Source organism: Pseudoxanthomonas sp. z9, assembly GCF_006542425.1.
Classification (GTDB): Bacteria; Pseudomonadota; Gammaproteobacteria; order Xanthomonadales; family Xanthomonadaceae; genus Pseudoxanthomonas_A.
Window position 1 is genome coordinate 311,479 of the sequence record NZ_VFID01000012.1, and the last position, 25,887, is coordinate 337,365.

Consider the following 25,887-nt stretch of genomic DNA (forward strand, 5'->3'; position numbering starts at 1 on the left):
GCGGGCCTTGGCCCACCCCGCCGGGCTATAGCTTGGCGCGTTGTTCGCGCAGGCCGTTGAGCTGGGTGGTCCATTCGGCCAGGCGCTGCCGCTCCTGCTCGACCACTGCCGCCGGCGCGTTCTGCACGAAGGTGGCATTGCCCAGCTTGCCGTTGCACTTGCCGATCTCGGCTTCCACGCGCTTGATTTCCTTGTCCAGGCGGGCGCGTTCGGCGTCCAGGTCGACCAGGCCTTCCAGCGGCACCAGCAGCTTGAGTTCGCCGACCATCGCGGCGGCGGAGGCGGGGGCCGTGGCGTCCACCGCCAGCCATTCGATGGCTTCGAGCTTTAGCAGGAACGACAGCGAGGAGGCATGCCGCTCGATCCGCTCGCGATCCTGCGCGATGCCGGCCTGCAGGAGCAGGCGGACGCTGCGCGAGGGCGCGACGTTCAGTTCGCTGCGCACGCGGCGCAGCGCGGTGACCATGGTCTTCAGCCACTCGACGTCCGCTTCGGCACGACCGAAGTCCTGGCCGGCGAAATCGGCGCCGGCGGGATACGGACGCAGCGAAATCGTTTCATCGGTGATGCCCAGACGCGGCGCCACCTGCTGCCACAGTTCCTCGGTGACAAAGGGAATCAGCGGGTGCAGCAGGCGCAACAACGTTTCCAGCACGTGCAGCAGGGTGTGGCGGGTGCTGTCGGCGGCCGCCGCGTCGCTGCCGTTGAGCGCCGGCTTGGCCAGTTCGACGAACCAGTCGCAGAACTCGTTCCAGGCGAACTCGTACAGGGATTGCGCCAGCAGGTCGAAACGGTAGTTGGCGAAGTGGGTCTCGGCTTCGGCCGTTGCCGTGGCGAGGCGGGCGAGGATCCACTTTTCGGCGTCGGTGACGGGAGTGGGGATTGCTGCCGGGTGGCCCCCATCTGCCCTTCGGGCATCTTCCCCCGCTTGCGGGGGAAGAGCAGGGGGGACAGTCCCCGCTTGCGGGGGAAGAGCAGGCGGAACGGTCCCCGCTTGCGGGGGAAGAGTGAAGGTGGCGGTGTTCATCAGCACGAAGCGGCTGGCGTTCCACAGCTTGTTGCAGAAGTTCTTGTAGCCTTCGGCGCGGCCGAGATCGAACTTGATGTCGCGACCATGGGTGGCCAGCGCGGCGATGGTGAAGCGCAGCGCGTCGGCGCCGTGCTGGGCGATGCCGTCCGGGAACTCCTTGCGGGTGGCCTTTTCGATCTTCTCGGCCATCTTCGGCTGCATCAACCCGCGGGTGCGCTTGGCGACCAGATCCTCCAGCGAGATGCCGTCGATGATGTCGAGCGGATCCAGCACGTTGCCCTTGGACTTGGACATCTTCTGCCCGTCCTTGTCGCGGATCAGGCCGGTCATGTAGACGTCCCGGAAGGGCACCTTGCCGGTGAAGTGGTCGGTCGCCATGACCATGCGCGCGACCCAGAAGAAGATGATGTCGAAGCCAGTGACCAGCACCGAGGAGGGCAGGTAGCGGTCATAACCGCGCGCAGCCATCGCCTCCGGATCCGGCCAGCCCAGGGTGCTGAACGGCCACAGCTGCGAGGAGAACCAGGTTTCCAGCACGTCGCTGTCCTGGGTCAGCGCCACGTCGGCGGACAACCCGGCCCTGGCGCGCGCTTCGGCTTCGTCGCGGCCGACGTAGCAGCGGCCTTCTGCGTCGAACCAGGCCGGAATCCGGTGGCCCCACCAGAGCTGGCGGCTGATGCACCAGTCCTGGATGTTCTCCATCCAGTGGCGGTAGGTGTTGATCCAGTTCGGCGGCACGAACTTCACTTCGCCGCTCTCGACCAGTTCCAGGCCGCGGCGGGCCAGGTCGTCCATCTTCACGAACCACTGGTCGGTCAGGTACGGCTCGATCACCTGGCCGGTGCGATCACCGCGCGGCACCTGCAGCTTGTGCGGCTTGGTTTCCACCAGCAGGCCAGCTTCCTCCAGGTCCGCCAGCACCGCCTTGCGCGCGTCGTAGCGATCCAGGCCGCGATACTTCTCCGGCGCGTTGTCGTTGATGGCGGCGGTGGGGGTGAACAGGTTGATCAGCGGCAGTTCGTGGCGCACGCCCACCTGGTAGTCGTTGAAATCGTGCGCGGGGGTCACCTTGACCACGCCGGTGCCGAACTCGCGGTCCACGTAGTCATCGGCGATCACGGGGATCTCGCGATCGGTCAGCGGCAGCTTCACGCTTTTCCCGATCAGGTGCGCGTAGCGCTCGTCTTCCGGATGCACCATCACCGCGACGTCGCCGAGCATGGTTTCCGGGCGGGTGGTGGCCACGGTCACGCTGCCGCTGCCATCGGCCAGCGGATAGGCGATCGACCACAGGAAGCCGTCTTCCTCGACGTTCTCCACTTCCAGATCGGAAATCGCCGTCTTCAGCACCGGATCCCAGTTGACCAGTCGCTGGCCGCGATAGATCAGGCCTTCCTCGTGCCAGCGCACGAACGCTTCGATCACCGCGCGCGAGGGCTCCGGATCCATGGTGAAGGTGCTGCGCGACCAGTCGCCGGAGGTGCCCAGGCGGCGCATCTGCCGCTCGATGATGTCGCCGGATTCGGCCTTCCACTCCCACACCTTGCCGATGAAGCCTTCGCGGCCCAGACCGTCGCGGGTCAGGTTTTCCTGGCTCAGGTTGCGCGCCACCACCATCTCGGTGGCGATGCCGGCGTGGTCGGTGCCGACCTGCCACAACGTGTCGAAACCGCGCATGCGGTGGTAGCGGATCAGCGCGTCCATGATGGTCTGCTGGAACGCATGGCCCATGTGCAGGGTGCCGGTGACGTTCGGCGGCGGCAGCAGGATCGTGTACGGCTCGCCTTCGCCGCGCGGCTTGAAATGGCCGGCGCTTTCCCACTCGGTGTACAGGCGGGATTCGAAGGTTTTCGGGTCGTAGCTGGAGGCGAGATCGGTCATTGGGGCGGGAATCGGGAATAGGGAATGGGGAATGGGAAGGAGCGGGGAATCGGCTGTTTGCTTTGACGATTCTCCATTCTCGATGCCCGATTCCCGTGCTACATGTCGTACTTGTTCACGTCGAAGCCGCGCGCCTTGTACTGCTTCCAGCGTTCGCGCAGCGGATCGCGTGCGGTCGGGTCGGCGGGCACCACTTCCAGCACCCGCTCGCAGGCGCCGGCGTAGGCATCGTCGCGCAGGTTGATCACCAGCGCGCGCGATGGCGCATCGAAGTCCGGCGTGGCGATCAGCACTGGAGTCAGATCATCCTCGTCGTCGGTGCCGGCGATCTGGTGCGGAATGTAGGCTTCCTCGTCGAATGCCCACAACAGCTCGTCCAGTTCCTCGGCCTGCGCGGCGTCACGTGCCAGGATCAGCGTCCAGTGGTTGCCGTCGTAAGCCTTGCGCGCCAGCTCGCAGACCAGCCGCAGCGGCTCCTCCAGGAACCGGGGCTTGGCGATGAGGTAGAAATCGGCGCGCATCAGGCCGGGAATCGGGAATGGAGAATCGGGAATCGGAGAACAGCGGTAAGCAGCACGCGTGCGCCGGTCGTTCCAGTCGTGCAGGAGTTTGCTTTCACGATTCTCTATTCCCGTTGATCAATTCCCGGCCGCGCCTGCGGCGCGGTCGAGCAACCACTGCGCCAGCAGGCCGACCGGGCGGCCGGTGGCCATGCCGCGCTTGCCTTCGTCGTTGGCGACGCCGGCGATGTCCAGGTGGGCCCAGCGCTGGCCTTCGGTGAAGCGGGCCAGGAAGCAGCCGGCGGTGATCGCGCCGGCCCAGCGGCCGCCGATGTTGTAGACGTCGGCGAAGGTGGAATCCAGCTGGGTCTGGTACTCGTCCCACAGCGGCAGGCGCCAGGCGCGGTCGAAGACCTGTTCGCCGGCGGCCAGCAGTTCGTTGGACAGATCGTCGTGCTTGCTCATCAGACCGGTGGCGTAGCGGCCGAGGGCGACGATGCACGCGCCGGTCAGGGTGGCGGCGTCGACCAGCGCCTGCGGTTCGAAACGCTGCGCGTAGGTCAGCGCGTCGCACAGGATCAGGCGGCCCTCGGCGTCGGTGTTGCCGACTTCGATGGTCTTGCCGGACATGCTGGTGATGACGTCGGACGGGCGGTAGGCGTTGCCGTCGATGGCGTTCTCGACCGCCGGCACGATCACCACCAGGTTCAGCGGCAGCTGCATCTTCACCGCCGCCACGAAGGCGCCGAGCACGCTGCCGGCGCCCAACATGTCGTACTTCATCTCCTCGATGCCGCCCTGGGTCTTCAGGTTGACGCCGCCGGTATCGAAGGTGATGCCCTTGCCGACCAGCACGAAGGGCTTGGCGTCGCCGCCGTTGTTCCACTTCAGCACGATCAGGCGCGGCCGGTTGGCCGAGCCGCGGGCCACCGCCAGCAGCGAACCCATGCCGAGGGTTTCCATCTGCGCCTCGTCCAGCACCTCGCATTCGGCGCCGTTGCCGGCGGCGAACTTCTGCGACTGCTCGGCCAGGTAGGCGGGATTGCAGATATTCGGCGGCAGGTTGCCCAGCTCGCGGGTGAACTGCACGCCGGCCGCGATCGCCGCGCCCTGCGCCAGCGCCTGCGCGTCTTCGCCGGAAATGGCGAAACGGGCTAGGCCGGGTTCGTCGTTCTTCTTCTTGCCCAGGGTGGCGGTGTAGCGGTAGCAGGCGTGGTCGGCGGCGATCACCGCCTGGCGGATCTTCCAGGCCGCGTCGCGGTCCTTGACCTCGACCTCGGCCAGGGTGAACAGCGCGCTGGCCGAGGGGCCGGCCTTCAGCGTGCGGGCGGCGTCGCCGACCGCCTTCAGGTACTGCGGCACCCCGAACTTCGCCGCCTCGCCCAATCCCACCACCAGCACGCGCGGCGCGGCCACGCCCGGCAGGTCGTGCAGGAGCGCGGTCTTGCCGGTCTTGCCGCTGATGTCGCCGCGCGCGACCAGGGCCGCCAGACGGCCGCCGCTGGCGGCGTCGATGGCCTGGGCGGCCGGGGTCAGGGTCTTGTCGCCATAGGCGCCAACCACCACGCAATCGACGCCGGCGCTGGCCGGGGCGTCATGGTTCAGGGTGAATTCCAGGGTCATTGAGCAGATTCCATGGCCAGTTCCGTACAATCGCGGGTCCTGTCGAAGGGCGGGCTTCCCGTGCGGAAGCGCAAGACCGCCGTCTGCCGACGCCAGCGAACGAACCCCGGATTGTAAAACAAGCACGATGCCGAAGCTGGACCGCTACCTGTTCCGAGAATTCACCCAGAGCTTCCTGGCCACCCTGATCATCCTGCTGATGGTCAGCGTGGGCGGGGTGATGGCCGACATCCTGGGCAAGGTGGCCGACGGCAAGGTGCCGGCCCGGCTGCTGCTGTCCCAGCTGGGGCTGCAGTTCCTGGGCTATCTGCCCTACATCCTGCCGCTGGCGTTGATGCTGGGGCTGCTGCTGGCCTTTTCCCGCCTTTATCGCGACTCGGAGATGGCCGTGTTCACCGGCACCGGGGTGGGCCCGCGCCGCCTGCTGAGGCCGCTGTTGCTGCTGGTCGTGCCGGTGGTGGCCGCGGTGGCGTTGTGCTCGCTGTGGCTCGGCCCCTGGGCCAAGCGGACCGCCGAGAACATGCTGGACCAGGCCAATCGCAGCCTGGTCGTGTCCGGGCTGGAGGCGGGCAAGTTCACCGTGCTGTCGAACGGCACCGTGGTCTACGTCAGCGGCATTTCCGCCGACGGCACCACCCTGAAACGCGTGTTCATGCACCGGCAGAAGGATGACCGCCTGGACGTGGTCACCGCCCAGCACGGGCAGATGTTCTTCGAGGGCCAGCGCAAGCGTTATCTGCGCCTGACCGACGGATTCCGGGTCGAGGGCCCGGCCGGGGAGGGCCTGGATTACCGGCTGATGCGCTATGCCAGCAACGAATCGGCGCTGCCGGATCGCACCGACACCCTGGACCAGAACGATCCCGAGGTGCTGTCCACGCCGGCCCTGCTGGGCGACGACCGGCCGGGTGCCAATGCCCAGTTGCATGCCCGCCTGACCCCGCCGCTGCTGGCGCTGGCGTTCGCGCTGCTGACCCTGCCGCTGTCGCGCAGTTCGCCGCGGCAGGCACGCTACGGGCGGGTCATGCTGGGGTTCCTGGCTTACCTGGTCGGCGTCAGCCTGATGTTCAACGGCACCCAGTTGCTGACCGACGGCAAGCTGCCGGGCTTCGTCGGCCTGTGGTGGCTGACCCTGCCGCTGCTGGCCGCGGCCATCTGGTTCTATCTGCGTGACGGCAAGCTGGGCCGGCCGAGGGCGCGCGCATGAGGCTGCGTCCGAATCTGCACGACCTGTACGTCGGCCGGGTGGTGCTGGCCACGGTGCTGCTGACCTGGGCGGTGCTGGTCGGCCTGGACCTGGTGATGGCCCTGTCCAACGAGGTCAGCGACATCGGCAAGGGCAACTACACCTTCGGCCACGCGGTGGCCTGGCTGGCCTACACGGTGCCGCGCCGCGCCTACACGATGTTCCCGACCGCGGCGGTGATCGGTTCGCTGATGGGTCTGGGCCAGTTGGCGGCCAGCTCCGAGCTGACCGCGCTGCGCGCGCTGGGCCTGTCGCGGCGACGCCTGAGCATCTCGGTGGCGGCCGCGCTCGGCATCCTGACCGCGCTGATGGTGTTCAGCGGCGAGACCCTGGGCCCGTGGGGCCAGCGCCAGGCCGACGTGCTGAAGAACAGCGCCCGCAGCGGCGACGTGGCGGTGGACCGCTTCTCCGGCCTGTGGGCGCGCGAGGGCAATACCTTCATGTACGCGCAGAGCGGCGAGGAGCGCAAGGAAGACGGCCGCAACTGGCTGCAGCTGCGCGATGTCCGCCTGTACGAACTGGCTCCCGACGGCCGCCTGGCCTCGATCGCCCACGCGGCGACCGCCGAGCACCTGGAAGGCCACTGGCTGTTGAAGAACGTGCGCCGGACCACCTTCCACGCGCGTTCGGTAACCCAGCAGCAGGTGCTGGGCGAGCGCTGGGAATCCAAGCTCGACGCGGCGGTGCTGTCGTCCGGCCTGACCAAGGCGCGCAACCTGCCGACCCGCGAACTCGGCCAGAACATCGACTACCGCAAGCGCAACGGGCTGGATGCGCGCGAGTACGAGGATCTGTACTGGAGCCGCTGGTTCTATCCGCTCAACGTGCTGGCGCTGTGCCTGGCCGCGATCCCGTTCGCGTTCGGCAGCCTGCGCAGTGGCGGCATGGGCAAGCGCCTGTTCCTGGGCATCATCTTCGCGGTCAGCTTCTGGGCGCTGCAATTGCAGTTCGTGCGCCTGGCCAGCGCGTTCCACATGGATTTCCGCCTCGCCTACGCGATGCCGCCGATCCTGCTGCTGGCGGTGTCGGCCTGGATGTTCCGACGGCGCAGCGCATAGCATTTGCGCCGCGCCCCGGCCCACTTTCCGTGACGGGGTATCAAACGCGCCGCAGCGCGCCGGGAAAACAATGCGTCAGCGCTTCTGCTTCGGCAATCGGATCATCCGCGTGCCGCTGATGCGGTCGTGCCGCGCCCCGACCCACTTTCCGTGACGGGGTATCGAACGCGCCGCAGCGCGCCGGTGAAAGGAAATGTCAGCGCTTCTGCCTGGGCAGCCGGATCAGCCGCGTGCCGCTGATGCGGTCATGCCGCGCCCCGACCCACTTTCCGTGACGGGGTATCGAACGCGCCGCAGCGCGCCGGTGAAAGGAAATGTCAGCGCTTCTGCCTGGGCAGCCGGATCAGCCGCGTGCCGCTGATGCGGTCATGCCACGTCAACCGGTCCCGATCGACCCAGCCCCACCAGAACCCCAATCCGCCCAATCCCAGCGACAGCGTGGCGACGGCAAACCGCAGCCACAACGCGCGCATCGTTGGCGGTCCGCCCTGCATGTCCACCACCTTCAGCCGCCACGGGCGCATGCCCAGGGTCTGTCCGCCACGGGCCCAACTGAGGGTGGCGTACAGCCCGGCCACGCTCCAGCAGCACAGCCAGAGCAGGAGTTGCAGCGGGCTGTAGGGCGCGATGTTCTCGCGCGCGCCGTGGTGACCCAGGAAGGTGTAGCCAAGGGTGAAGGCCAGGGAGATGAGCATCCACAGCGCAAGGACCGGCCATACGTCGTAGAGCAGCGACAGCAGGCGCCAGCCGATCAGGGCGCGGGGTCTTTCGGCGGGTGCGGCGGACGCGGTCATCGCAAAAGGATAGCGCGCCGCCACGCGCGCGGTGCGATGGACCCGCATTCCCGCATGCGTCCATACGCGAATCTGGCCTAAGCTTGCACGATGACTTCCCGCACGCCCGCCGAACGTCGCCAGCAAGTGCAGGCGCTGCCGCCCGTTCCGGATGCCGACGCCGCGGTCATCGCGGCGTTCCTGGATGCCACGTGGGCCGAGAGCGGCCTGGCGCGTCCTTCGCTGGACAGCTACCGGCGGGACCTGGAGGGCTTCGCGCGCTGGCGCAACGGTGCGCATGGCGGCCTGGCGCAGGCCGATCGCGCCGCCCTGTTCGACTATTTCGCGTGGCGCACCCGCGAAGGCTATTCGCCGCGCAGCAACGCGCGCCTGCTGTCGTCGCTGCGCGCCTTCTTCGCCCATCGCCTGCGTCGCGGCGATCGCGGTGATGACCCGACCGCGTTGCTGGATCCCCCGAAGCTGCCGCGCTCGTTGCCCAAGGCGCTGGCCGAGTCTGAGATCGACGCACTGCTGGCCGCGCCGCTGACCGACACGCCCGAGGGCCTGCGTGATCGCGCGATGCTGGAACTGATGTACGCCGCCGGGCTGCGCGTCAGTGAACTGGTCAATCTGCCGGCCACTGCGGTCAATCTGCGCCAGGGCGTGATCCGGGTAACCGGAAAGGGCAGCAAGGAGCGGCTGGTGCCGCTGGGCGAGGAATCGCAGCACTGGCTCGAAACCTATCTGGCGCAGGCGCGTCCGGCGCTCGCCAACAAGCGCAGCCTGGCGGCGTTGTTCCTCACGCCGCAGGGTGAAGCGCCGAGCCGCCAGCAATTCTGGACCCTGGTCAAACGTTACGCCGCCGTGGCCGGCATCGATCCCGTCCGGATCAGCCCACATGGTCTGCGCCACAGTTTCGCCACCCATCTACTCAATCGCGGCGCGGATCTGCGTGCGCTGCAATTGCTGCTGGGCCACAGTTCGCTGTCCACCACCCAGATCTACACCCTGGTCGCCCGCGAGCATCTGAAACAACTGCATGGCAAGCACCATCCGCGCGCCTGAGACCCGTTAATCGAACTGACTCGGGCCTGTGCGAGAATTGCCCGCATCCTGACTGACCGCCCTGGCGGAATTGAAACGAGATGCCGATGACCCGCCTTCTTTCCATCGCGCTGCTGGGCGCTTTCAGCCTCACCGCATGCGCGCAGGCACCGCAGGCGCCGGGCGCCGACAACAAGTCCGCGCCGGCTTCCGCCAACGCGGCTTCCAGCGGCGGTCCTGCCGATGCCAAGGTGCGCGAGGCGATCAAGCGGCTCAATCCGCAGATCAGCGTCGAATATGTCGGCGTGGCGCCGCTGCCAGGCTTCCGCGAAGTGATCGCCGGCGGCCAGCTGGTCTACATCAGCGACGATGGCCGCTACCTGGTGCAGGGCGCGGTGGTCGACCTGCAGGGTGGCAACCGCGAACTGATGAAGGGCAGCCCGGCGATGGCGCGCTATCGTGCCGACCTGCTCAAGTCGGTGCCGCACGCCGATCGCATCGTGTTCTCGCCGCCGAACGCCAAGTACACGGTCAGCGTGTTCACCGACATCGAATGCGGCTACTGCCGCAAGCTGCACAGCGAGATTGCCGAGATCAACCGGCAGGGCATCGCGGTGGAGTACCTGGCGTTCCCGCGCATGGGCCTGGGCAGCCAGGACCACAAGGACATGATCTCGGTCTGGTGCTCGACCGATCGCAAGAAGGCGCTGACGGAAGCCAAGTCCGGCCGCCCGGTGCAGTCGCGCGACTGCACCAATCCGGTCACCATGGAATACAACATCGGCCAGCGGGTAGGCGTGGACGGGACCCCGGCGATCTTCGCCGCCGACGGCACCCAACTGGGCGGCTACCTGCCGCCGGCCGCCCTGCGCAAGGCACTGGACGACCTGGCCGCCGAGCAGGCCAAGGCCGGCGGCGCGCCCTGACCGAAGCTCCCGTCTTTTGGGATGCCCGAAGGCCGGTCCCCTTGCAGGGGCCGGCCTTTTTCATGCCCGGGCGCCGGCCCGCGGGCGCCAGAGGTCCGGCCAGGAGCCGGATCCGGGCTGGGTCGGGTCCGGGAACCCGGCCTCCGTTACAATAGCGGGCCCCGTCCTGACGGCACGCTCCCACGGTTCCGGACATGATCGTCCTCGAAGGCCAGCCGGCCTTGTCGCAATTCCGCCGCGCGCGGCTCGAAAGCAAGCTCCAGTCCCTGGTCCCCCACGTCCGCATCCGCGGTGCCTGGCATGTCTATTTCATCGATGCCGATGCCTCGGCAAGCCTCGACGAAGCGACCCTGTGCCGCATCCTGCAGGCGCATGAACAGCCAGAGCCACTGGCCGCGGGCGGGGTCTCCCGCTTCGTCGTGCCGCGTCTGGGCACCCTGTCGCCGTGGGCCAGCAAGGCCACCGAACTGCTGCGCGGCGCCGGTCTGGATCTGCACCGGGTCGAACGCGGCATGCGCATCGATCTGGAAGGCTGGACCGACGACATGCCCGCGCTGGCCAAGGCGCTGCACGACCCGATGACGCAATCCCTGCTGGCCGCCCGCGAGCAGGCGGCGGCGCTGTTCACCACGCCGGCGCGCGGCGAGCTGGAACGCATCCCGCTGGACCAGTTGGAAACCGCCAACACCCGCCTGGGCCTGGCCCTGGCCGACGACGAGATCGCCTACCTGCGCGAGCGTTACCGGGAACTGGGCCGGAATCCGTCCGACGTCGAATTGATGATGTTCGCGCAGGCCAATTCCGAGCACTGCCGGCACAAGATCTTCAACGCGTCCTGGACCATTGACGGCAAGGACATGCTGGTCAACGGCGGCCCGCAGTCGCTGTTCCGGATGATCAAGCACACCCACGCGCAGACGCCGCAGTACACGCTGTCGGCCTACCGCGACAACGCGGCCGTGGTGGAAGGCTATCCGGCCGCCCGCTTCCGCCCGGACGGGCAAGGCCGCTACCGGGTCGAGGCGACCCTGGATTCGGCGTTCTGCATCAAGGTCGAGACCCACAACCATCCCACCGCGATCGCTCCGTTCCCCGGCGCCAGCACCGGCGCCGGCGGCGAGATCCGCGACGAAGGCGCGACCGGCCGCGGTGGCAAGCCCAAGGCCGGCCTGACCGGCTTCAGCGTTTCCCACCTGCGCATCCCCACGCTGCCGCAGCCATGGGAAGCCGAGCGCGCGCTCAATCCGCGCATGGCGCCCGCGCTGGAAATCATGCTGGACGGCCCGCTGGGCGGGGCCGCGTTCAACAACGAATTCGGCCGGCCCAACCTGCTGGGCTACTTCCGCAGCTTCGAGCTGGCGCAGGGCAACGCGCTGGCGCGCGCCTACGACAAGCCGATCATGCTGGCCGGCGGCCTGGGCGCGATCGATCGCAGCCAGGTGCAGAAGAAGACGCTGTCCGCCGGAGACGCGGTGATCGTGCTTGGTGGTCCGGCCATGTTGATTGGCCTCGGCGGCGGCGCGGCCAGTTCGGTTGCCTCCGGCGAGAGCGCCGAGGAACTGGATTTCGCCAGCGTGCAGCGCGACAACCCGGAAATGGAGCGGCGCTGCCAGGAAGTCATCGATCGCTGCGTGGCGATGGGCGAGGACAATCCGATCCTGTGGTTCCATGACGTCGGCGCGGGCGGCCTGTCCAACGCCATTCCGGAACTGCTGCATGATTCAGGCGTCGGCGGCGTGATCGATCTGGGCAAGGTGCCCACCGATGATCCCTCGCTGTCGCCGATGCAGCTGTGGTGCAACGAATCCCAGGAACGCTACGTGCTCGGCGTGCCGCAGGCGCGCCTGGCCGAGTTCGCGGCGCTGTGCGCGCGCGAGCGCTGCCCGTTCGCGGCGGTCGGCGTGGCGACGACCGAGGAACGCCTGGTGGTGGCCTACGGTGCGACCGTCGATGCGATTCCCGCCGACGCGCCGATCGACCTGCCGATGGACGTACTGTTCGGCAAAGCACCGAAGATGCATCGCGAAGCCCGTCATCCCGCGCCCGCGCCGTGGCCGGCGCTGGAAACGGCGAAGCTCGACCTGCACGATGCCGGCCTGCGCGTACTCGCGCATCCCACCGTGGCGGCCAAGCAATTCCTGATCACCATCGGCGATCGCAGCGTCGGTGGCCTGACCGCACGGGAGCAGATGATCGGTCCGTGGCAGATGCCGGTCGCCGACTGCGCGATCACCCTGTCGGACTACGGCCGCTTCAGTGGCGAGGCGATGGCGATTGGCGAACGCACGCCGCTGGCACTGCTGGACGCCGCCGCCGCCGCCCGCATGGCGGTGGGCGAGGCGATCACCAACCTGTGCGCCGCACCGATCGAATCACTGGACCGGATCAAGTTGTCCGCCAACTGGATGGCCGCCGCCGGCCATGACGGCGAGGACGCGCTGCTGTTCGACGCGGTCCGCGCGGTGGGCATGGAACTGTGCCCGGACATCGACCTGAGCATTCCGGTCGGCAAGGACTCGCTGTCGATGCAGGCGCAGTGGCAGGGCGCGGACGGCCCGCAGAAATCGGTGTCGCCGGTGTCGCTGGTGATCAGCGCGTTCGCGCCGGTGACCGACGTGCGCCGGCAGCTCACTCCGCTGCTGCAGCGCGAGGAGGCCAGCGATCTGTGGCTGATTGGCCTGGGCGCGGGCAAGAAGCGGCTGGGTGGTTCGATCCTGGCGCAGGTCCATCCGGAAGCCGGCCATCGCGACGGGCTGCCGGCGTTCGCTGGCGACGAAGCCGATGACGGCGTGCCGGATCTGGACGATCCGCAGCGGCTGCGTGATTTCTTCGCGCTGATCCGCGACGCGCGCGAGGCCGGCCTGTTGCTCGCCTATCATGACCGCAGCGATGGCGGCGCGTTCGCGACCCTGTGCGAAATGGCGTTCGCCTCGCACCTGGGACTGGACATCAACCTCGACGGCTGGGGCGACGATCCGTTCCGCACCCTGTTCGCCGAGGAACTGGGCGCGGTGGTGCAGGTGGCCGACGAGGATCGCGCGGCGTTCGCCGATCTGGTCGAGCGCCATGCGCTTACCGAATGCGCGCAGCGCATCGCCCGCCCGAGCACGGCTTCGGTGATCCGCGTGCAGCAGGACGGCGAGACCCTGAGTGAATGGCGCTGGGAAGCGTTGTTCGATGCCTGGTGGTCGGTGACCCACGCGATGCAGAAGCTGCGCGACAACCCGGAGGCGGCCGATCAGGAGCGCGACGTGGCGCGCCAGTTCACCGCCGCCGGACTCAAGCCGAAGCTCGCGTTCGATCCGTCCGAGGACGTCGCCGCGCCGTTTATCGCCACCGGCGCGCGTCCGAAGATCGCGATCCTGCGCGAGCAGGGCGTCAACGGGCAGATCGAGATGGCGTCGGTGTTCGATCGCGCCGGATTCGATGCCTACGACGTGCACATGAGCGACCTGATCGCCGGCCGGGTGTCGCTGGCCGATTTCAAGGGCTTCGCCGCCTGCGGTGGTTTCAGCTATGGCGACGTGCTCGGCGCGGGGCGCGGCTGGGCCACCTCGGTGCTGGAGCGGGCCGTGCTGCGCGACGCGTTCGCCACATTCTTCGCGCGCGGCGACACCTTCTCGCTGGGCGTGTGCAACGGTTGCCAGATGCTGAGCCAGCTCAAGGACATCATTCCCGGCGCGACGCATTGGCCGCGCTTCCTGCGCAACCGCAGCGAACAGTTCGAAGCCCGCACCTCGCTGCTGGAAGTGCTGGAGTCGCCTTCGATCCTGCTGCGTGGCATGGCCGGTTCGCGCATCCCCGTCGCGGTCGCGCACGGCGAGGGACGCGCCGAGTTCGACAGCGCCGTCGACCAGGCCGCGGCGCGGGTCGCGCTGCGCTACATCGATGGCGATGGCAATGCAGCCACGCAGTACCCGCTCAATCCGAACGGCTCGCCCGACGGCATCACCGGCCTGACCAGCGACGACGGACGTTCCACCATCCTGATGCCGCATCCCGAGCGCACCCCGCGCAGTGTCAACCTGAGCTGGGCGCCGTCCGACTGGCACGAGGACTCGCCGTGGCTGCGGATGTTCCGCAATGCGCGGGTCTGGGTGGGCTGAGCGACGCCTTCATCGCGTTGATGGGAAAGCGGCGCTTCGGCGCCGCTTTTTTTTTATCCGCCACGGCACCGTCCGGATGCTGCGCATGGCTTGGTGGCCTGCGCGATGCCGACGGAATGTCAATGTTAGTTGACGGCGTCATCCCGTCTGCGGACTATCCGACGGCACAGGTTTGAAGGATCCGCTACCCGAGCCTGCAACGGATACCTCGCCGAAGCGTGTTTCCGTCCACCTGGGGGTTCATTTACGCCTATGACAAACGGCAACCGGCGCATCCGGTGGTCGCGGTTTTTTTTTGCCCAAGAAAAAGGAGTCTCAGAGATGCGCCATTCCATGCCTGCCATTCGCCGGAACCACACCACGGGCAATCACAGCCCGACTTCCCCGGCAGAGGCGCGCCGTTCGTCGTCATGGGGAGCGCGCTGGGCCTCGACGTTCGCAATCGCGTTCGCATCGTTGTTGATGGCGGGGAACGCCTTGGCGACCGGAACCGAAGGCCGGACTCCCGTGGAGTCATCGCCGGTGCAGGGGAGCAACTCCCGAACAACCATGTTCGGTGCCGGTCCGATGGCGGTCGCGATTCAACATCACGTCCAGTCCAATGGGTCCGGCCTGGCCTATGCGGAAGGTGAGGATGCGGTGGCGTTGGGTTCCGACGCGGCGGCGCTGGGCGATTATTCGGTCGCACTGGGCGCAACCAGTTCCGCCTATGGCCAGCGCGCGTCCGCCTCAGGCAACGGTGCCAGTGCGCTTGCGGACGATGCCACAGCCACGGGTTACAGCGCCCTCGCGGATGGACAGGGTTCGACGGCGGCCGGCAGCCATGCCCATGCTTCCGGCAATGGTGCCGCCGCGATGGGAAGCGCCAGCCAGGCCACCGGACACGGAAGCATCGCCATCGGCAATGGCGCGCGGAGCCTGGCGGAGAACAGCGTGGCGCTGGGTGCCGGTGCGGTCAGTGAGCGCGGCAACAGCGTGTCGGTGGGACGCATCGGCCAGGAACGACAGATTGTCCATGTGGCAGCGGGTGTAGTGGAAACCGACGCCGTCAACAAGGGCCAGATGGACGCCAGCCTGGCGGACACGCGAGCGCACGCCGATGCGGCGGGAGCGCGTGCGGAGGCGAACGCGAACACCTACGCCGATGCGCGCGCGGCGCGGACGTTGGCCGATGCAAACGCGCACGCCGATGCGGCGGGAGCGCGTGCGGAGGTGAATGCGAACACCTACACCGATGCGCGCGCGGTGCGGACGCTGGCCGATGCAAACGCGCACGCCGACGCGGCGGGAGCGCGTGCGGAGGTGAATGCGAACACCTACACCGATGCGCGCGCGGTGCGGACGCTGGCCGATGCAAACGCGCACGCCGACGCGGCGGGAGCGCGTGCGGAGGTGAATGCGAACACCTACACCGATGCGCGCGCGGTGCGGACGCTGGCCGATGCAAACGCGCACGCCGACGCGGCGGGAGCGCGGGCAGAGGCGAATGCGAATGCCCATACCGAGGCCACCGCGACGAAGACCCTGGCCAGCGCCAACGCCTATACGGATACCCGGTTCGCCGCCTGGAACGACGACTTCAGCCGGTTCAAGGGGGACCTGGATCGCCGCTTCCATGCCCAGGACCGCCGCATCGATCGGCAGGGAGCGATGGGCGCGGCCATGCTCAACATGGCGGTCAGCGCCGCGGGCGTTCGCGCCGACAACCGGGTCGGCGTGGGCGTGGGTTTCCAGGGTGGCGAACGTGCGCTCTCCGTGGGCTACCAGCGCGCCTTCGGCGAACGGGCGACGCTCAGTCTGGGCGGCGCACTCAGCGGGGACGAACGCTCGGTCGGCATGGGCGCCGGTTTCGGCTGGTGACGGTGATGGATACACGACACCGCGTCGGGCGACTCTTGAAGAAGGAACCACGAACATGAAATGCAAAGTGAAGGGGATCATGACCGCCATCGCGGTGCTGGTCTGGGTGATGGTGGCGGAGTCGAGCCTGGCGGCGATTCCGCTGGCGCGGACGGCGGAAGTCGAGTCGACGCCGCCAAGGCGCATCGAGGGAGACCGCATCATCGTGCGCCAGCGTATCGCCGGCACGCGCAGCCACGACAAGGCTGCGGTCGTGCGCGCGGCCGTGGCGCGCGCACGCTTGTTGGATACACCGCCACGGCAGCGCGGGAATGGCGGCATGCTTGGCGTCAGGATGCTGCATCCATTGGCCAGCGGCGGCGACGCGTTCTCGCTCTCGCGTGCGCTTTCCCAGGCGGAAATGGCGCGGTTGCTGGCTGAACTCAGATCCGATCCCGGCGTGCTGCTCGCGGAGGCGGACGAACGCATGTACCCGCTGTACGCACCGAATGACCCGCCGAATGACCTGCTGTTCGACCTCCAGTGGCATTTCCATCATCCGGTGGGAGGCATCGGCGCGCCGAGGGCCTGGGACATCGCGCAGGGTGAGGGCGTGGTGGTCGCGGTGCTCGATACCGGGGTGCTGACCGATCATCCGGATTTGTCCGCGAACCTGTTGCCCGGCTACGACTTCATCAGCAATGCCTGGATATCGCGCAGACCCACCGACGCCCGGGTGGCGGGCGCGCTGGATCTGGGGGACTGGAGTCCGGTGGCGGGCGAGTGCTACGGCGGCTCGCCGGTGCGCAACAGCACCTGGCATGGCAGCCACGTGGCCGGCACCATCGCCGAAGTCACCCACAACGGGCTGGGCGGCGCGGGCGTCGCGTACCGGGCCAAGGTGCTTCCGGTCCGGGTGCTGGGTCGTTGCGGCGGCCTGACCTCGGACATCGCGGACGCAATCGTCTGGGCCTCGGGCGGGCAGGTTCCGGGCGTACCCGACAATCCCCATCCCGCCGAAGTCATCAACCTCAGCCTGGGAGGAAGTCGCTCGTGTCCGCGCGTTACCCAGGATGCCATCGACATCGCGACCGCCAACGGCAGCGTGGTGGTGGTGGCGGCGGGCAACAGCAACGCCGACGCGGCGGGTTTCAGCCCGGCCAGCTGCCACGGCGTGATCACCGTCGGCGCCTCGCGCATCACCGGTGGCAAGGCCTATTACTCCAACTTCGGCGCGGCGGTCGATATCGCGGCGCCGGGTGGTGGCGGGGTGGAGGACACTGGCAATTCCGGCTGGGATGGGTATGTGCTCCAGGCCGGTTCCTCGAGCAGGACGGAGCCGGCCGCGGGCGAGTACGGCTACTTCGGCAAGATCGGAACCTCCATGGCCACGCCACACGTTTCCGCAGTGGCGGCCCTGGTCCAGGGGGCGCGCGCGCAGGCGGGTCGGGTTCCGCTTACACCCACGGAAATGGAGAGCCTGCTGCTCAGGACCGCGCGCCCGTTTCCCGCGCGGATACCGGCGACAACGCCCATCGGGATCGGTCTGCTGGATGCGCGTGCCGCGCTGGATGAGGCGCTGAAGCCTGCGTGCGTGGATTGCGGACCACAGGCTAGCCCGGTGCGGAACCGGGTGCCGGTGACCGGCATGAATGGCGGTGCCGGCAGTCAGCGGCTGTACCGCTTCGAGGCGGCGCCCGGACGGTTGATCAGCATCATGAGTTACGGCGGGCAGGGCGATGTTTCGGTGTACGCGGGCTTCGGCCGGGTGCCGACCGCTAGCGCGCACCAGTACGGTTCGCGGCGTCCCGGCACGGTCGAAACCATCCGCATCGCGCCCGCCGAAGCCCGTGCGGGGACCTACTACGTCCTGGTGGTGGGTGAAACCCCTTTCAGCGGAGTCAACCTGCAGGTCCGCCAGTAACCGACCCCCGGCGGATGGCTGTCCGGGCATCCGGCACACAGGTCGGGGTGATCCAGTCCCGTCATCGCGATGACAAAGCGGCGCCCGCAGGCGCCGCTTTGCCGTCCGGAGGACGGGAAAGCAGTCCCTGCACGGCGCAGATTGCAATGGGAGCAAATCCAGCGAACAACAGGCGCTTTGTTTAATTCATTCAAATGAATTAATCTTCGGATCCCGATACCCACGAACGGAGCAAGACGATGTCCCTCATTCCCGAACCCCTGTCGCTCGCAGAGCGGGACCGGCGCTGGAACCTCGCACGAACACTCATGCAGGCCGAGCGCCTCGAAGCGTTGATCGTCTATGGAGATCGGGAAGCCGCCGCACCCGCCAACTTCTCGCCCGACTGCTATTTCACCAACGACAGGCCAGGCTCGATCGTGGTGTTCGTCGGCGACGAGGCGCCCCGGGTCCATACCTTCGCTTCACTCATGGTGGCCGATCACATCCAGGCGGCTTTGCGTGGAGACCTGCAATGGGTGCCGCCCGAGCAACTGTTCGTAGGCAAGACCGGTCGCGATGTCGGCGTCTGGCTGGCCAGCCGGAAACTGGATGGTGCGCGCATTGGCGTGATCGGCCTGGAACCCTATCCGCCGTTCTATTTCGACGGTGCGCTGCCGGCCCGGACCATGCAAGGCCTGAGCGAGGCGCTGCCGCGATCGGAATTCGTGCCGGTCTATCGCCCGTTCTTCCAGCGTGCGTCGATCAAGAGCGAGGAAGAGCTGGGCCTGGTGCGTTACGCGGCGCATATCGGCGAGGCGATGAGCGAAACGCTCAGGGCAACCGCTCGGCCCGGTGTTTCCGAAGCCGAACTGGTGGCCGCAGTGACCAGCACCTGTTTCTCCATGGGCGGTTACACGGCCGAGATCCTGCTGGGCTCCGGCCCGGACTACGTCGGCTGGGGGCCGCCGGCGTGGCAATACCGCGCGCAGCGCCCGCGGGTCCTGCGGGAAGGCGATGTCGTGCTGTCCGAGATCTTCGCGCTTTACGGCATGCTGGAAACCCAGCATCAGGCCGCCGTCGCGATCGGCGACGTACATACGGACATCCTGCGCGCCGCCGAAGTGGCGCGCGAGAGCTACGAGGCCGGCCTCGCGGCGTTGCGCGTTGGCAACACGTTCGGCGATCTGGTGGATGCCATGGAAGCCCCGTTGCTTGCATCGGGTGGCTGGCATGTCCATCCGCTGGTCCACAGCATCAACCCCTATGGTCCCGTCGGTTTCGGTACTGCGCCTGGCATAGAATCGTTGCCCGAGGCGGCTGCCTACCAGCAGCTCAGTCGGTTGCCCACGGTGGGCCGGGAATTGCCGTTGCAGGCGGGCATGTGCTTCGCGTTCGAACCGAACTGTGCGTTCGGTCGTCATCTCGCCAACATCGGCGGCACCGTCATCGTCGGCGAACACGAGGGCGTGGCACTCAACGAGAATTCGACGCGATTGATGCACGCGCACGCATAGCCGTGCCAAGGCGGCAAGGGAGCGAGACAGTGACGACGCAGGACAGGGAAACCCCCAACGAACGCGCGACGGAGACGCGGGAGCAACTCATCCGCGCGGGCCTGGTCTTGTTCAGCCGCCAAGGTCTGGAAGGGGTGCGGACGCGCCAGCTTGCCGAGGAGGCCGGGGTGAACCAGTCGGCCATTCCCTATCACTTCGGCGGGAAGGAAGGTGTGTACGCAGCGGTGCTCGAACGCACCGCTGAAAGCATTGCGGGCAGGCTCGGCCTGCCTCGTCTATCGGTCACCTCGGCCGCGGCGGCGGAGGAAGCATTGCGCAAGCTGATGCAGGACTTCGTCTCGGCGCTGCTTGATTCCGACACATCGGCGGCGCACAGCCTGCTGCTCGTACGCGAGCAACTCCAGCCGACCGGCAGCTTCGACAGGATCTACCTCCTTCTGTTCCGGCCGTTGCACGAAACGGTCACCCGCCTGGTGGCGGTGCTCCGTGGCGAACAACCGGAAGTGGACGAGAACATCCTGCGGGCGCACGCCATTCTCGGCCAGGCCATTGCCTTCGCGGTGGCGCGTGAAGCCCTGCATCGCCGGTTGGGCCACACCGTCCTGTCACGGGACGTGGTGACCCGGATCGCCGGGCTGGTCGGGACAATGGCGGTGGCGTCGGCGAAGGCCTAGCCGGCTGGACTGTCGCTGCCCGCCGCCGCCGGTGGCCGGTCACGCGGGCGACTCCGGTCGATGGTAGACATTGGTAAAGTGGACGCCTGCAACGGGAGTGCGACGTGAACGCCCTGATTGAATCCCAGACCACCGAAGCCGGCGCCGAGGAGCGGATGGTCGAAGCGCTGCTGTCGCGTGGAAAGCTCAAGGAGCCCGATCTGGCGCGGGCGCGGCGGGTGCAGGAGGAGACCGGCGGCAGCCTGCTGTCGCTGCTGTCGCGACTGGGGTTGGTGTCCGAGCGCGATCATGCCGAGACGGCCGCCGATGTGCTGGGCCTGCCGTTGGTCAGCGTCAAGGAATTGCCCGAACTTCCGCCAGAGGCGACGCCGTTGTCGGTGCGCTTCCTCAAGCAGTTCCATGTCTGCCCGGTGGGCGAGGACGAGGCCGGCGTGGATCTGCTGGTGGCCGATCCGCAGGACGGCTACCCGGTCGAGGCGGTGCAACTGGCGACCGGCAAGGCGGTGCGCCGGCAGGTGGCGCTGCGTTCGGAAATCGACGATCTGATCGAACGCTACTTCGGCCAGGGACGCAGCGCGATGGGCGCCATCGTGGAGAATGCCGACGGCGAGACCGCCGGCGATCTGGACGACGTCGAACACCTGCGCGATCTGGCCTCCGAGGCGCCGGTGATCCGGCTGGTCAACCTGATCATCCAGCGCGCGGTGGAATTGCGCGCTTCGGACGTGCACATCGAGCCGTTCGAGAACCGGTTGAAGGTCCGCTATCGCGTGGACGGCGTGCTGGAGGAAGCCGAGAGCCCGCCCGCCAACCTTACCGCCGCCGTGATCAGCCGTATCAAGATCATGGCCAAGCTCAACATCGCCGAACGCCGGTTGCCGCAGGACGGCCGCATCATGCTGCGCGTGCAGGGCAAGGAACTGGATCTGCGCGTCAGCACCGTGCCCACCGCGCACGGCGAGAGCGTGGTCATGCGATTGCTGGATCGCGAGACCGTGGTGTTTGACTTCAAGCGGCTGGGTTTCACCGACGCGTTCCTGCCGCAGTTCCAGAAGGTGCTGGAGCAGCCGCACGGCATCCTGTTGGTGACCGGGCCGACGGGCTCGGGCAAGACCACCACGCTGTACACCGCGCTGAGCAAGCTCAACACCAGCGACGTCAAGATCATCACCGTCGAGGATCCGGTCGAATACCAGATCGAAGGCATCAACCAGATCCAGGCAAAGCCGCAAATCGGCCTGGATTTCTCGCATGCGCTGCGCAGCATCGTCCGCCAGGATCCGGACATCATCATGATCGGTGAAATGCGCGATCTGGAAACCGCGCGCATCGCGATCCAGTCCGCGCTGACCGGCCACCTGGTGCTGTCCACGCTGCACACCAACAACGCCGCCGGCGGCATCACCCGCATGCTCGACATGGGGGTGGAGGACTATCTGCTCACCTCCACCATCAACGGCATCCTCGCCCAGCGTCTGGTGCGCCGGCTGGAACCCACCCACGCCGAGCCGTACCGCGCCTCGCCGGAGGAAATCGAGAAGTTCGGCCTGCGCCGCTTCCAGCCGGAAGGCGACATCGTCCTGTATCGGCCGCGTCCGTCGGCCGCCGCGCCGACCGGCTACCTGGGCCGGACCACGATCGTCGAATTCCTGGTGATGAACGACGAACTGCGGCGCGCGGTGATGCGCCATGCCGGCATGGGCGAGATCGAGGAGATCGCGCGGGCCGGCGGCATGCAGACCATGTACGAGGACGGCATCGCCAAGGCGCTGGCCGGGCAGACCACGATCGAGGAAGTCCTGCGGGTCACCGAGGAAGCCTGAGCGCCGCCACGGGCGGCGCCGCGTCCCGGTCGGGGCGCACGGTCCAGCGCCGAATCTGAAATCTCCGGGCGCAACGCCGCGCAGCGGGTTTTCGTCCCGCGGGCCGCGTCCTCTGTCGGGCCGGATCCTGACCCTGTCGGCGCATTCTTCCTGCCTGAGGCCCGCCGCGGGCCTTGCCCGGGCTTCCATGCGGACGCGGGCCTCTTCGCTGCACTGCGGCTTTCCCCGGATGGGCGGGCAGGGAATACTCCGGGCGTGAAAACGTTTTCAGCGTTCGTTCCTGGAGGAGTCGTGGCACGCACCGCTTCCCGCCGGCTGGCCGGCGCCCTGCTGTTTTCACTGGCCGCGGCGGCCCAGGCGACCGGGGCGTCCCCGGCGGTGGAGGGGAGGCGGACCTATGCCAATCCGATCGATATCGATTACCGCTACAACTTCGAACAGCTGAACCAGGGAATTTCCTATCGTACCGGCGCCGATCCGGTGGTGGTCCGGCATGGCGATGCCTACTACCTGTTCCAGACCCTGGCTGATGGTTACTGGCGCTCGACCGATCTGGTGGACTGGCGCTTCATCGAGCCGAGTCGCTGGCCCTTCGACAGCATGGTCGCGCCGGCGGCGATTTCCGATGGCGACCGCCTGCTGCTGATGCGCTCGATGTTCGATCCCGGCGCGGTGCTGGTCAGTCGTGATCCGGAACATGGCGTTTTCGATTTCTTCACCCGCCGGACGCCGGAGCTGCCCAACGCGGTGCGCCCCGGCATGGATCAGTTCATGCAACCCTGGCATGTCGGCGATCCGCAACCCACCGAGGTTCCGCCCGGACCGTGGGATCCGAGTTTCTTCAAGGACGACGATGGCCGCTGGTACCTGTATTGGGGATCTTCCGATACGTTCCCGCTCTACGGCATCGAGCTCGACATGGATCGCGGCATGCGCTACATCGGCAAGCCACGCGCGCTGATCCTGCTGGATCCGAAGCGGCATGGCTGGGAGCGTTTCGGCCAGGACCATCGCGAGGAGAACAGCCCCAGCTACATCGAGGGCGCGTGGATGAACAAGGTCGGCGGCCGCTACTACCTGCAATACGGCGCGCCCGGCACCGAATACAACGCCTACGCGACCGGCGTCTACGTCGGCGACGGTCCACTGGGGCCGTTCGAGTACGCGCCCTACAACCCGGTGGGCTACAAGCCCGGCGGGTTCGTGCATGGCGCCGGCCACGGCTCCACTTTCCAGGACGCGCATGGCAACTGGTGGAATACCGGTACGCCCTGGCTGGGCTACAACTGGAACTTCGAGCGGCGCATCGCGATGTTCCCGGCGGCGTTCGGCGCGGACGGGCAAATGTCCGTCTCCACGCGTTTCGGCGACTTCCCGCACTACGTGCCCGACGCCGCCAATGCCGATCCCGAAAGCCTGTTCACCGGCTGGATGCTGTTGTCCTACCGCAAGCGCGCCACTGCATCGTCGATGCACGGGGATTTCGCCGCAGCCAACGTTACCGACGAGAATCCGCGCACGTTCTGGGTCGCCGCGGACAACGCGGCAGGGCAGACACTGAGCGTGGATCTGGGCGGCGTACGCAGCGTGCGTGCGGTGCAGGTCAATTTCGCCGACTACCAGTCCGGACTCTATGGCGATTCTGATGACATCTATACCGAATTTCGCCTGGAGTACTCGCTCGACGGCCGCCATTGGCAGCCACTGGCCGCCACCGACGGGCCACGCCGGGATCGCCCCAATGCCTACCTTCCCCTGGCCGCGCCGGTACGCGCACGGCACGTGCGTTACGTGCATGGGCATGTCGGCGCCGCGCACCTGGCGATCAGCGATTTGCGGGTGTTCGGCCATGCAGACGGAAAATCCCCCGCGACCCCGCAACAGGTACAGGCCAGGCGCGATGCCGATCCACGCCAGATGACCGTGCAATGGCGCCCGGTGGCCGGTGCGGTGGGCTACAACGTGCGCTGGGGCATCGCCGCGGATCGCCTGCATTCCACCTACCAGGTGTTCGCGGACCAGCCGACGCGGCTGGAGATCCGGGCGCTGAACGCCGGTGTCCCGTACCACGTCGCGGTCGAGGCGTTCGATGAGAACGGGGTCTCTTCCCTGAGCGAAGCGGTTCCGATCCCGTAGCGCGGAAATCCTGCGCGCGTATGCTTAGGGGCTCGGACGCCAAGGAAGCCCCTGCCGATGCCCCTGTACCGCTACAAGGCCCTGAACCCGCGCGGCGAATTGCTGGAAGGCCAGATGGAGGCCAGCAGCGACGCCGAAGTGGCGACGCGCCTGCAGGAACAGGGGCACCTGCCGGTCGAGGCGCGGCTGGCTTCCGAAGTGCGCGGCGGGACGTCGTTGCGCGGTTTGCTGCGCCAGCAGCCGCTGGCCGGGGATCGCCTGGTCCAGTTCACCCAACAGCTGGCGACCCTGCTGGGTGCCGGGCAGCCGCTGGATAGGGCGTTGTCGATCCTGCTGGACATGCCGGAAGAAGGACGCGCGCGAGACATCATCGCCGACGTGCGCGACGCGGTGCGCGGCGGCGCGCCGCTGTCGGTGGCGCTGGAACGCCAGCATGGCGTGTTCAGCCGGCTCTACATCAACATGGTCCGCGCCGGCGAGGCCGGAGGCAGCCTGCAGGACACCCTGGCCCGGCTGGCCGATTACCTGGAGCGCAGCCGCAACCTGCGCGGCCGCGTGATCAACGCGCTGATCTATCCCGCCATTCTGGTGGTGGTGGTCGGGTTCGCGCTGCTGTTCCTGCTGGGCTACGTGGTGCCGCAGTTCTCGCAGATGTACGAGAGCCTGGACGTCGAACTGTCCTGGTTCACCCGCGGGGTGATGGCGACGGGTGCGTTCGTGCAACAGGGCTGGTTCGTGCTGATTGCGGTGCCCGCCGTGCTGCTGCTCTGGTTCGACCGCAAGCGCCGGGATCCGGCGTTCCGTGATCGCTTCGATCGCTGGATCCTCGAACGGAGACTGGTCGGCCCGCTGGTGGCCCGGCTGGAGACCGCCCGCCTGGCGCGCACCCTCGGCACCCTGCTGCGCAACGGCGTGCCGCTGCTGGCCGCGCTGGGCATCTCCCGCAACGTGCTGTTCAACCGGGCGCTGTGGGCGGACGTGGACGCCGCCGCCGACCAGGTCAAGAACGGCCATGGGCTGGCTGCCTCGCTGGGCAAGGGCAAACGCTTCCCGCGCCTGGCCCTGCAGATGATCCAGGTCGGCGAGGAATCCGGCGCGCTGGACAGCATGCTGCTCAAGACCGCCGATACCTTCGAGCAGGAAACCGGGCAGGCGATGGAACGACTGCTGGCGCTGCTGGTCCCAGTCATCACCCTGGTGCTGGCGCTGGTCGTGGGCCTGGTCATATTGGCGGTGCTGTTGCCGTTGTATGGTCTGACCAACGCCATCGGCTGAGCCCGGTTGGCCGAACAACCGGTTCAGGCACCATCCACCAGACTTTTTCCCTTCACTCCATCAACGCGTACGACAGGAATACACCGATGCGCCAGCCCTTCCGAACCCGTTCCGGCCCCCGTTTCCGTTCGCCGGCCTCGCAGTCCGGCTTCAGCCTGCTGGAAATCATCATCGTGCTGATCCTGATCGGCGGGATCATGGCGCTGGTCGGCAGCCGCCTGCTGGGGGGTGCCGATCGCGGCAAGGCAAACCTCGCCAAGACCCAGATCCAGACCCTGGCCGGCAAGGTCGAGAACTATCAGCTCGACACCGGCAGCCTGCCGTCCCGGCTGGACGATCTGGTGACAGCGCCGGCCAATACCGCAGGCTGGCTGGGGCCCTATGCCAAGCCGGCTGAACTGAAGGACCCGTGGGGCCATGTGATCGAATATCGCGCGCCGGGCGAATCCCAGCCCTTCGATCTGATGAGCTACGGCAAGGATGGCAAACCCGGCGGCGAAAGCTACGACGCCGACATCCGGTTCCAGTAAACC

General features: G+C 67.6%; 17 protein-coding genes. 13 read left to right on the forward strand and 4 right to left on the reverse strand.

Annotated elements, in window-relative coordinates; genetic code table 11:
- Positions 1-25 precede the first annotated feature (25 nt).
- From FG323_RS15515 to FG323_RS15525, 3 genes are all read right to left on the reverse strand, one after another.
- Positions 26-2,911, reverse strand: coding sequence for a valine--tRNA ligase (locus FG323_RS15515; RefSeq protein WP_141455609.1), 2,886 nt, complete (start codon positions 2,909-2,911; stop codon positions 26-28).
- A 98-nt stretch (positions 2,912-3,009) separates the two neighbouring features.
- Complete coding sequence (locus tag FG323_RS15520; protein WP_141455610.1) at positions 3,010-3,435, reverse strand: DNA polymerase III subunit chi; 426 nt, start codon at positions 3,433-3,435, stop codon at positions 3,010-3,012.
- A 114-nt stretch (positions 3,436-3,549) separates the two neighbouring features.
- Positions 3,550-5,034 (reverse strand): leucyl aminopeptidase, encoded by a 1,485-nt coding sequence (locus FG323_RS15525; protein WP_141455611.1) that lies wholly within the window; start codon positions 5,032-5,034, stop codon positions 3,550-3,552.
- Positions 5,035-5,161: 127 nt separating this feature from the next.
- Here FG323_RS15525 and lptF point away from each other — a divergent pair, with 127 nt between their 5' ends.
- Positions 5,162-6,241, forward strand: a complete 1,080-nt coding sequence (gene lptF, locus FG323_RS15530; RefSeq protein WP_141455612.1) for an LPS export ABC transporter permease LptF — start codon at positions 5,162-5,164, stop codon at positions 6,239-6,241.
- Positions 6,238-7,338: an LPS export ABC transporter permease LptG gene (lptG, locus tag FG323_RS15535; protein ID WP_141455613.1), complete on the forward strand. Its 1,101-nt coding sequence runs from the start codon at positions 6,238-6,240 to the stop codon at positions 7,336-7,338. The genes lptF and lptG overlap by 4 nt, the downstream gene beginning before the upstream one ends.
- 317 nt (positions 7,339-7,655) lie before the next feature.
- Here lptG and FG323_RS15540 read toward each other — a convergent pair whose 3' ends face one another.
- A complete protein-coding gene (locus FG323_RS15540) occupies positions 7,656-8,132 on the reverse strand; it encodes an RDD family protein (protein WP_141455652.1) in 477 nt (158 codons plus the stop codon).
- Positions 8,133-8,222: 90 nt separating this feature from the next.
- On the opposite strand from FG323_RS15540, the gene xerD reads away from it, so the two are divergent.
- The 11 genes from xerD to gspG all read left to right on the forward strand — a co-directional run bounded on the left by xerD (position 8,223) and on the right by gspG (position 25,884).
- Positions 8,223-9,176: a site-specific tyrosine recombinase XerD gene (gene xerD / locus FG323_RS15545; protein ID WP_141455614.1), complete on the forward strand. Its 954-nt coding sequence runs from the start codon at positions 8,223-8,225 to the stop codon at positions 9,174-9,176.
- An 86-nt stretch (positions 9,177-9,262) separates the two neighbouring features.
- Positions 9,263-10,081 (forward strand): thioredoxin fold domain-containing protein, encoded by an 819-nt coding sequence (locus FG323_RS15550; protein WP_141455615.1) that lies wholly within the window; start codon positions 9,263-9,265, stop codon positions 10,079-10,081.
- A gap of 194 nt (positions 10,082-10,275) precedes the next feature.
- Complete coding sequence (gene purL, locus FG323_RS15555; protein WP_141455616.1) at positions 10,276-14,187, forward strand: phosphoribosylformylglycinamidine synthase; 3,912 nt, start codon at positions 10,276-10,278, stop codon at positions 14,185-14,187.
- Positions 14,188-14,508: 321 nt separating this feature from the next.
- On the forward strand, positions 14,509-16,047 hold the full coding sequence (locus FG323_RS19950) for a YadA-like family protein (protein WP_181444257.1): 1,539 nt from the start codon (positions 14,509-14,511) through the stop codon (positions 16,045-16,047).
- Positions 16,048-16,102: 55 nt separating this feature from the next.
- The gene (locus FG323_RS15565) at positions 16,103-17,950 is read left to right on the forward strand and encodes a S8 family peptidase (protein WP_255470205.1); all 1,848 of its coding nucleotides are present in this window, start codon (positions 16,103-16,105) and stop codon (positions 17,948-17,950) included.
- A gap of 239 nt (positions 17,951-18,189) precedes the next feature.
- Positions 18,190-19,446, forward strand: a complete 1,257-nt coding sequence (locus FG323_RS15570; protein WP_141455618.1) for a M24 family metallopeptidase — start codon at positions 18,190-18,192, stop codon at positions 19,444-19,446.
- Between the two features lie 29 nt (positions 19,447-19,475).
- Positions 19,476-20,120 carry a CerR family C-terminal domain-containing protein gene (locus FG323_RS15575; RefSeq protein WP_141455619.1) on the forward strand — a complete coding sequence of 215 codons (645 nt, stop codon included), beginning with the start codon at positions 19,476-19,478 and terminating at the stop codon, positions 20,118-20,120.
- Positions 20,121-20,275: 155 nt separating this feature from the next.
- Positions 20,276-21,943, forward strand: coding sequence for a type II secretion system ATPase GspE (gene gspE / locus FG323_RS15580; RefSeq protein ID WP_141455654.1), 1,668 nt, complete (start codon positions 20,276-20,278; stop codon positions 21,941-21,943).
- A 291-nt stretch (positions 21,944-22,234) separates the two neighbouring features.
- Positions 22,235-24,079, forward strand: coding sequence for a family 43 glycosylhydrolase (locus FG323_RS15585; protein WP_220094185.1), 1,845 nt, complete (start codon positions 22,235-22,237; stop codon positions 24,077-24,079).
- Between the two features lie 57 nt (positions 24,080-24,136).
- Positions 24,137-25,354, forward strand: a complete 1,218-nt coding sequence (locus tag FG323_RS15590; RefSeq protein WP_141455620.1) for a type II secretion system F family protein — start codon at positions 24,137-24,139, stop codon at positions 25,352-25,354.
- An 86-nt stretch (positions 25,355-25,440) separates the two neighbouring features.
- Positions 25,441-25,884, forward strand: coding sequence for a type II secretion system major pseudopilin GspG (gene gspG / locus FG323_RS15595; protein ID WP_141455621.1), 444 nt, complete (start codon positions 25,441-25,443; stop codon positions 25,882-25,884).
- Positions 25,885-25,887: the final 3 nt, after the last annotated feature.

Excerpts from the sequence above, each read along its gene's own strand:
- lptF (WP_141455612.1), top strand. The coding sequence starts at position 5,162 with ATGCCGAAGCTGGACCGCTACCTGTTCCGAGAATTCACCCAGAGCTTC.
- purL (WP_141455616.1), top strand. The coding sequence starts at position 10,276 with ATGATCGTCCTCGAAGGCCAGCCGGCCTTGTCGCAATTCCGCCGCGCG.
- FG323_RS15570 (WP_141455618.1), top strand. The coding sequence starts at position 18,190 with ATGTCCCTCATTCCCGAACCCCTGTCGCTCGCAGAGCGGGACCGGCGC.
- FG323_RS15540 (WP_141455652.1), bottom strand. The coding sequence starts at position 8,132 with ATGACCGCGTCCGCCGCACCCGCCGAAAGACCCCGCGCCCTGATCGGC.
- FG323_RS15565 (WP_255470205.1), top strand. The coding sequence starts at position 16,103 with ATGAAATGCAAAGTGAAGGGGATCATGACCGCCATCGCGGTGCTGGTC.
- lptG (WP_141455613.1), top strand. The coding sequence starts at position 6,238 with ATGAGGCTGCGTCCGAATCTGCACGACCTGTACGTCGGCCGGGTGGTG.
- FG323_RS15515 (WP_141455609.1), bottom strand. The coding sequence starts at position 2,911 with ATGACCGATCTCGCCTCCAGCTACGACCCGAAAACCTTCGAATCCCGC.
- gspE (WP_141455654.1), top strand. The coding sequence starts at position 20,276 with ATGGTCGAAGCGCTGCTGTCGCGTGGAAAGCTCAAGGAGCCCGATCTG.
- FG323_RS19950 (WP_181444257.1), top strand. The coding sequence starts at position 14,509 with ATGCGCCATTCCATGCCTGCCATTCGCCGGAACCACACCACGGGCAAT.
- gspG (WP_141455621.1), top strand. The coding sequence starts at position 25,441 with ATGCGCCAGCCCTTCCGAACCCGTTCCGGCCCCCGTTTCCGTTCGCCG.
- xerD (WP_141455614.1), top strand. The coding sequence starts at position 8,223 with ATGACTTCCCGCACGCCCGCCGAACGTCGCCAGCAAGTGCAGGCGCTG.
- FG323_RS15550 (WP_141455615.1), top strand. The coding sequence starts at position 9,263 with ATGACCCGCCTTCTTTCCATCGCGCTGCTGGGCGCTTTCAGCCTCACC.
- FG323_RS15525 (WP_141455611.1), bottom strand. The coding sequence starts at position 5,034 with ATGACCCTGGAATTCACCCTGAACCATGACGCCCCGGCCAGCGCCGGC.
- FG323_RS15590 (WP_141455620.1), top strand. The coding sequence starts at position 24,137 with ATGCCCCTGTACCGCTACAAGGCCCTGAACCCGCGCGGCGAATTGCTG.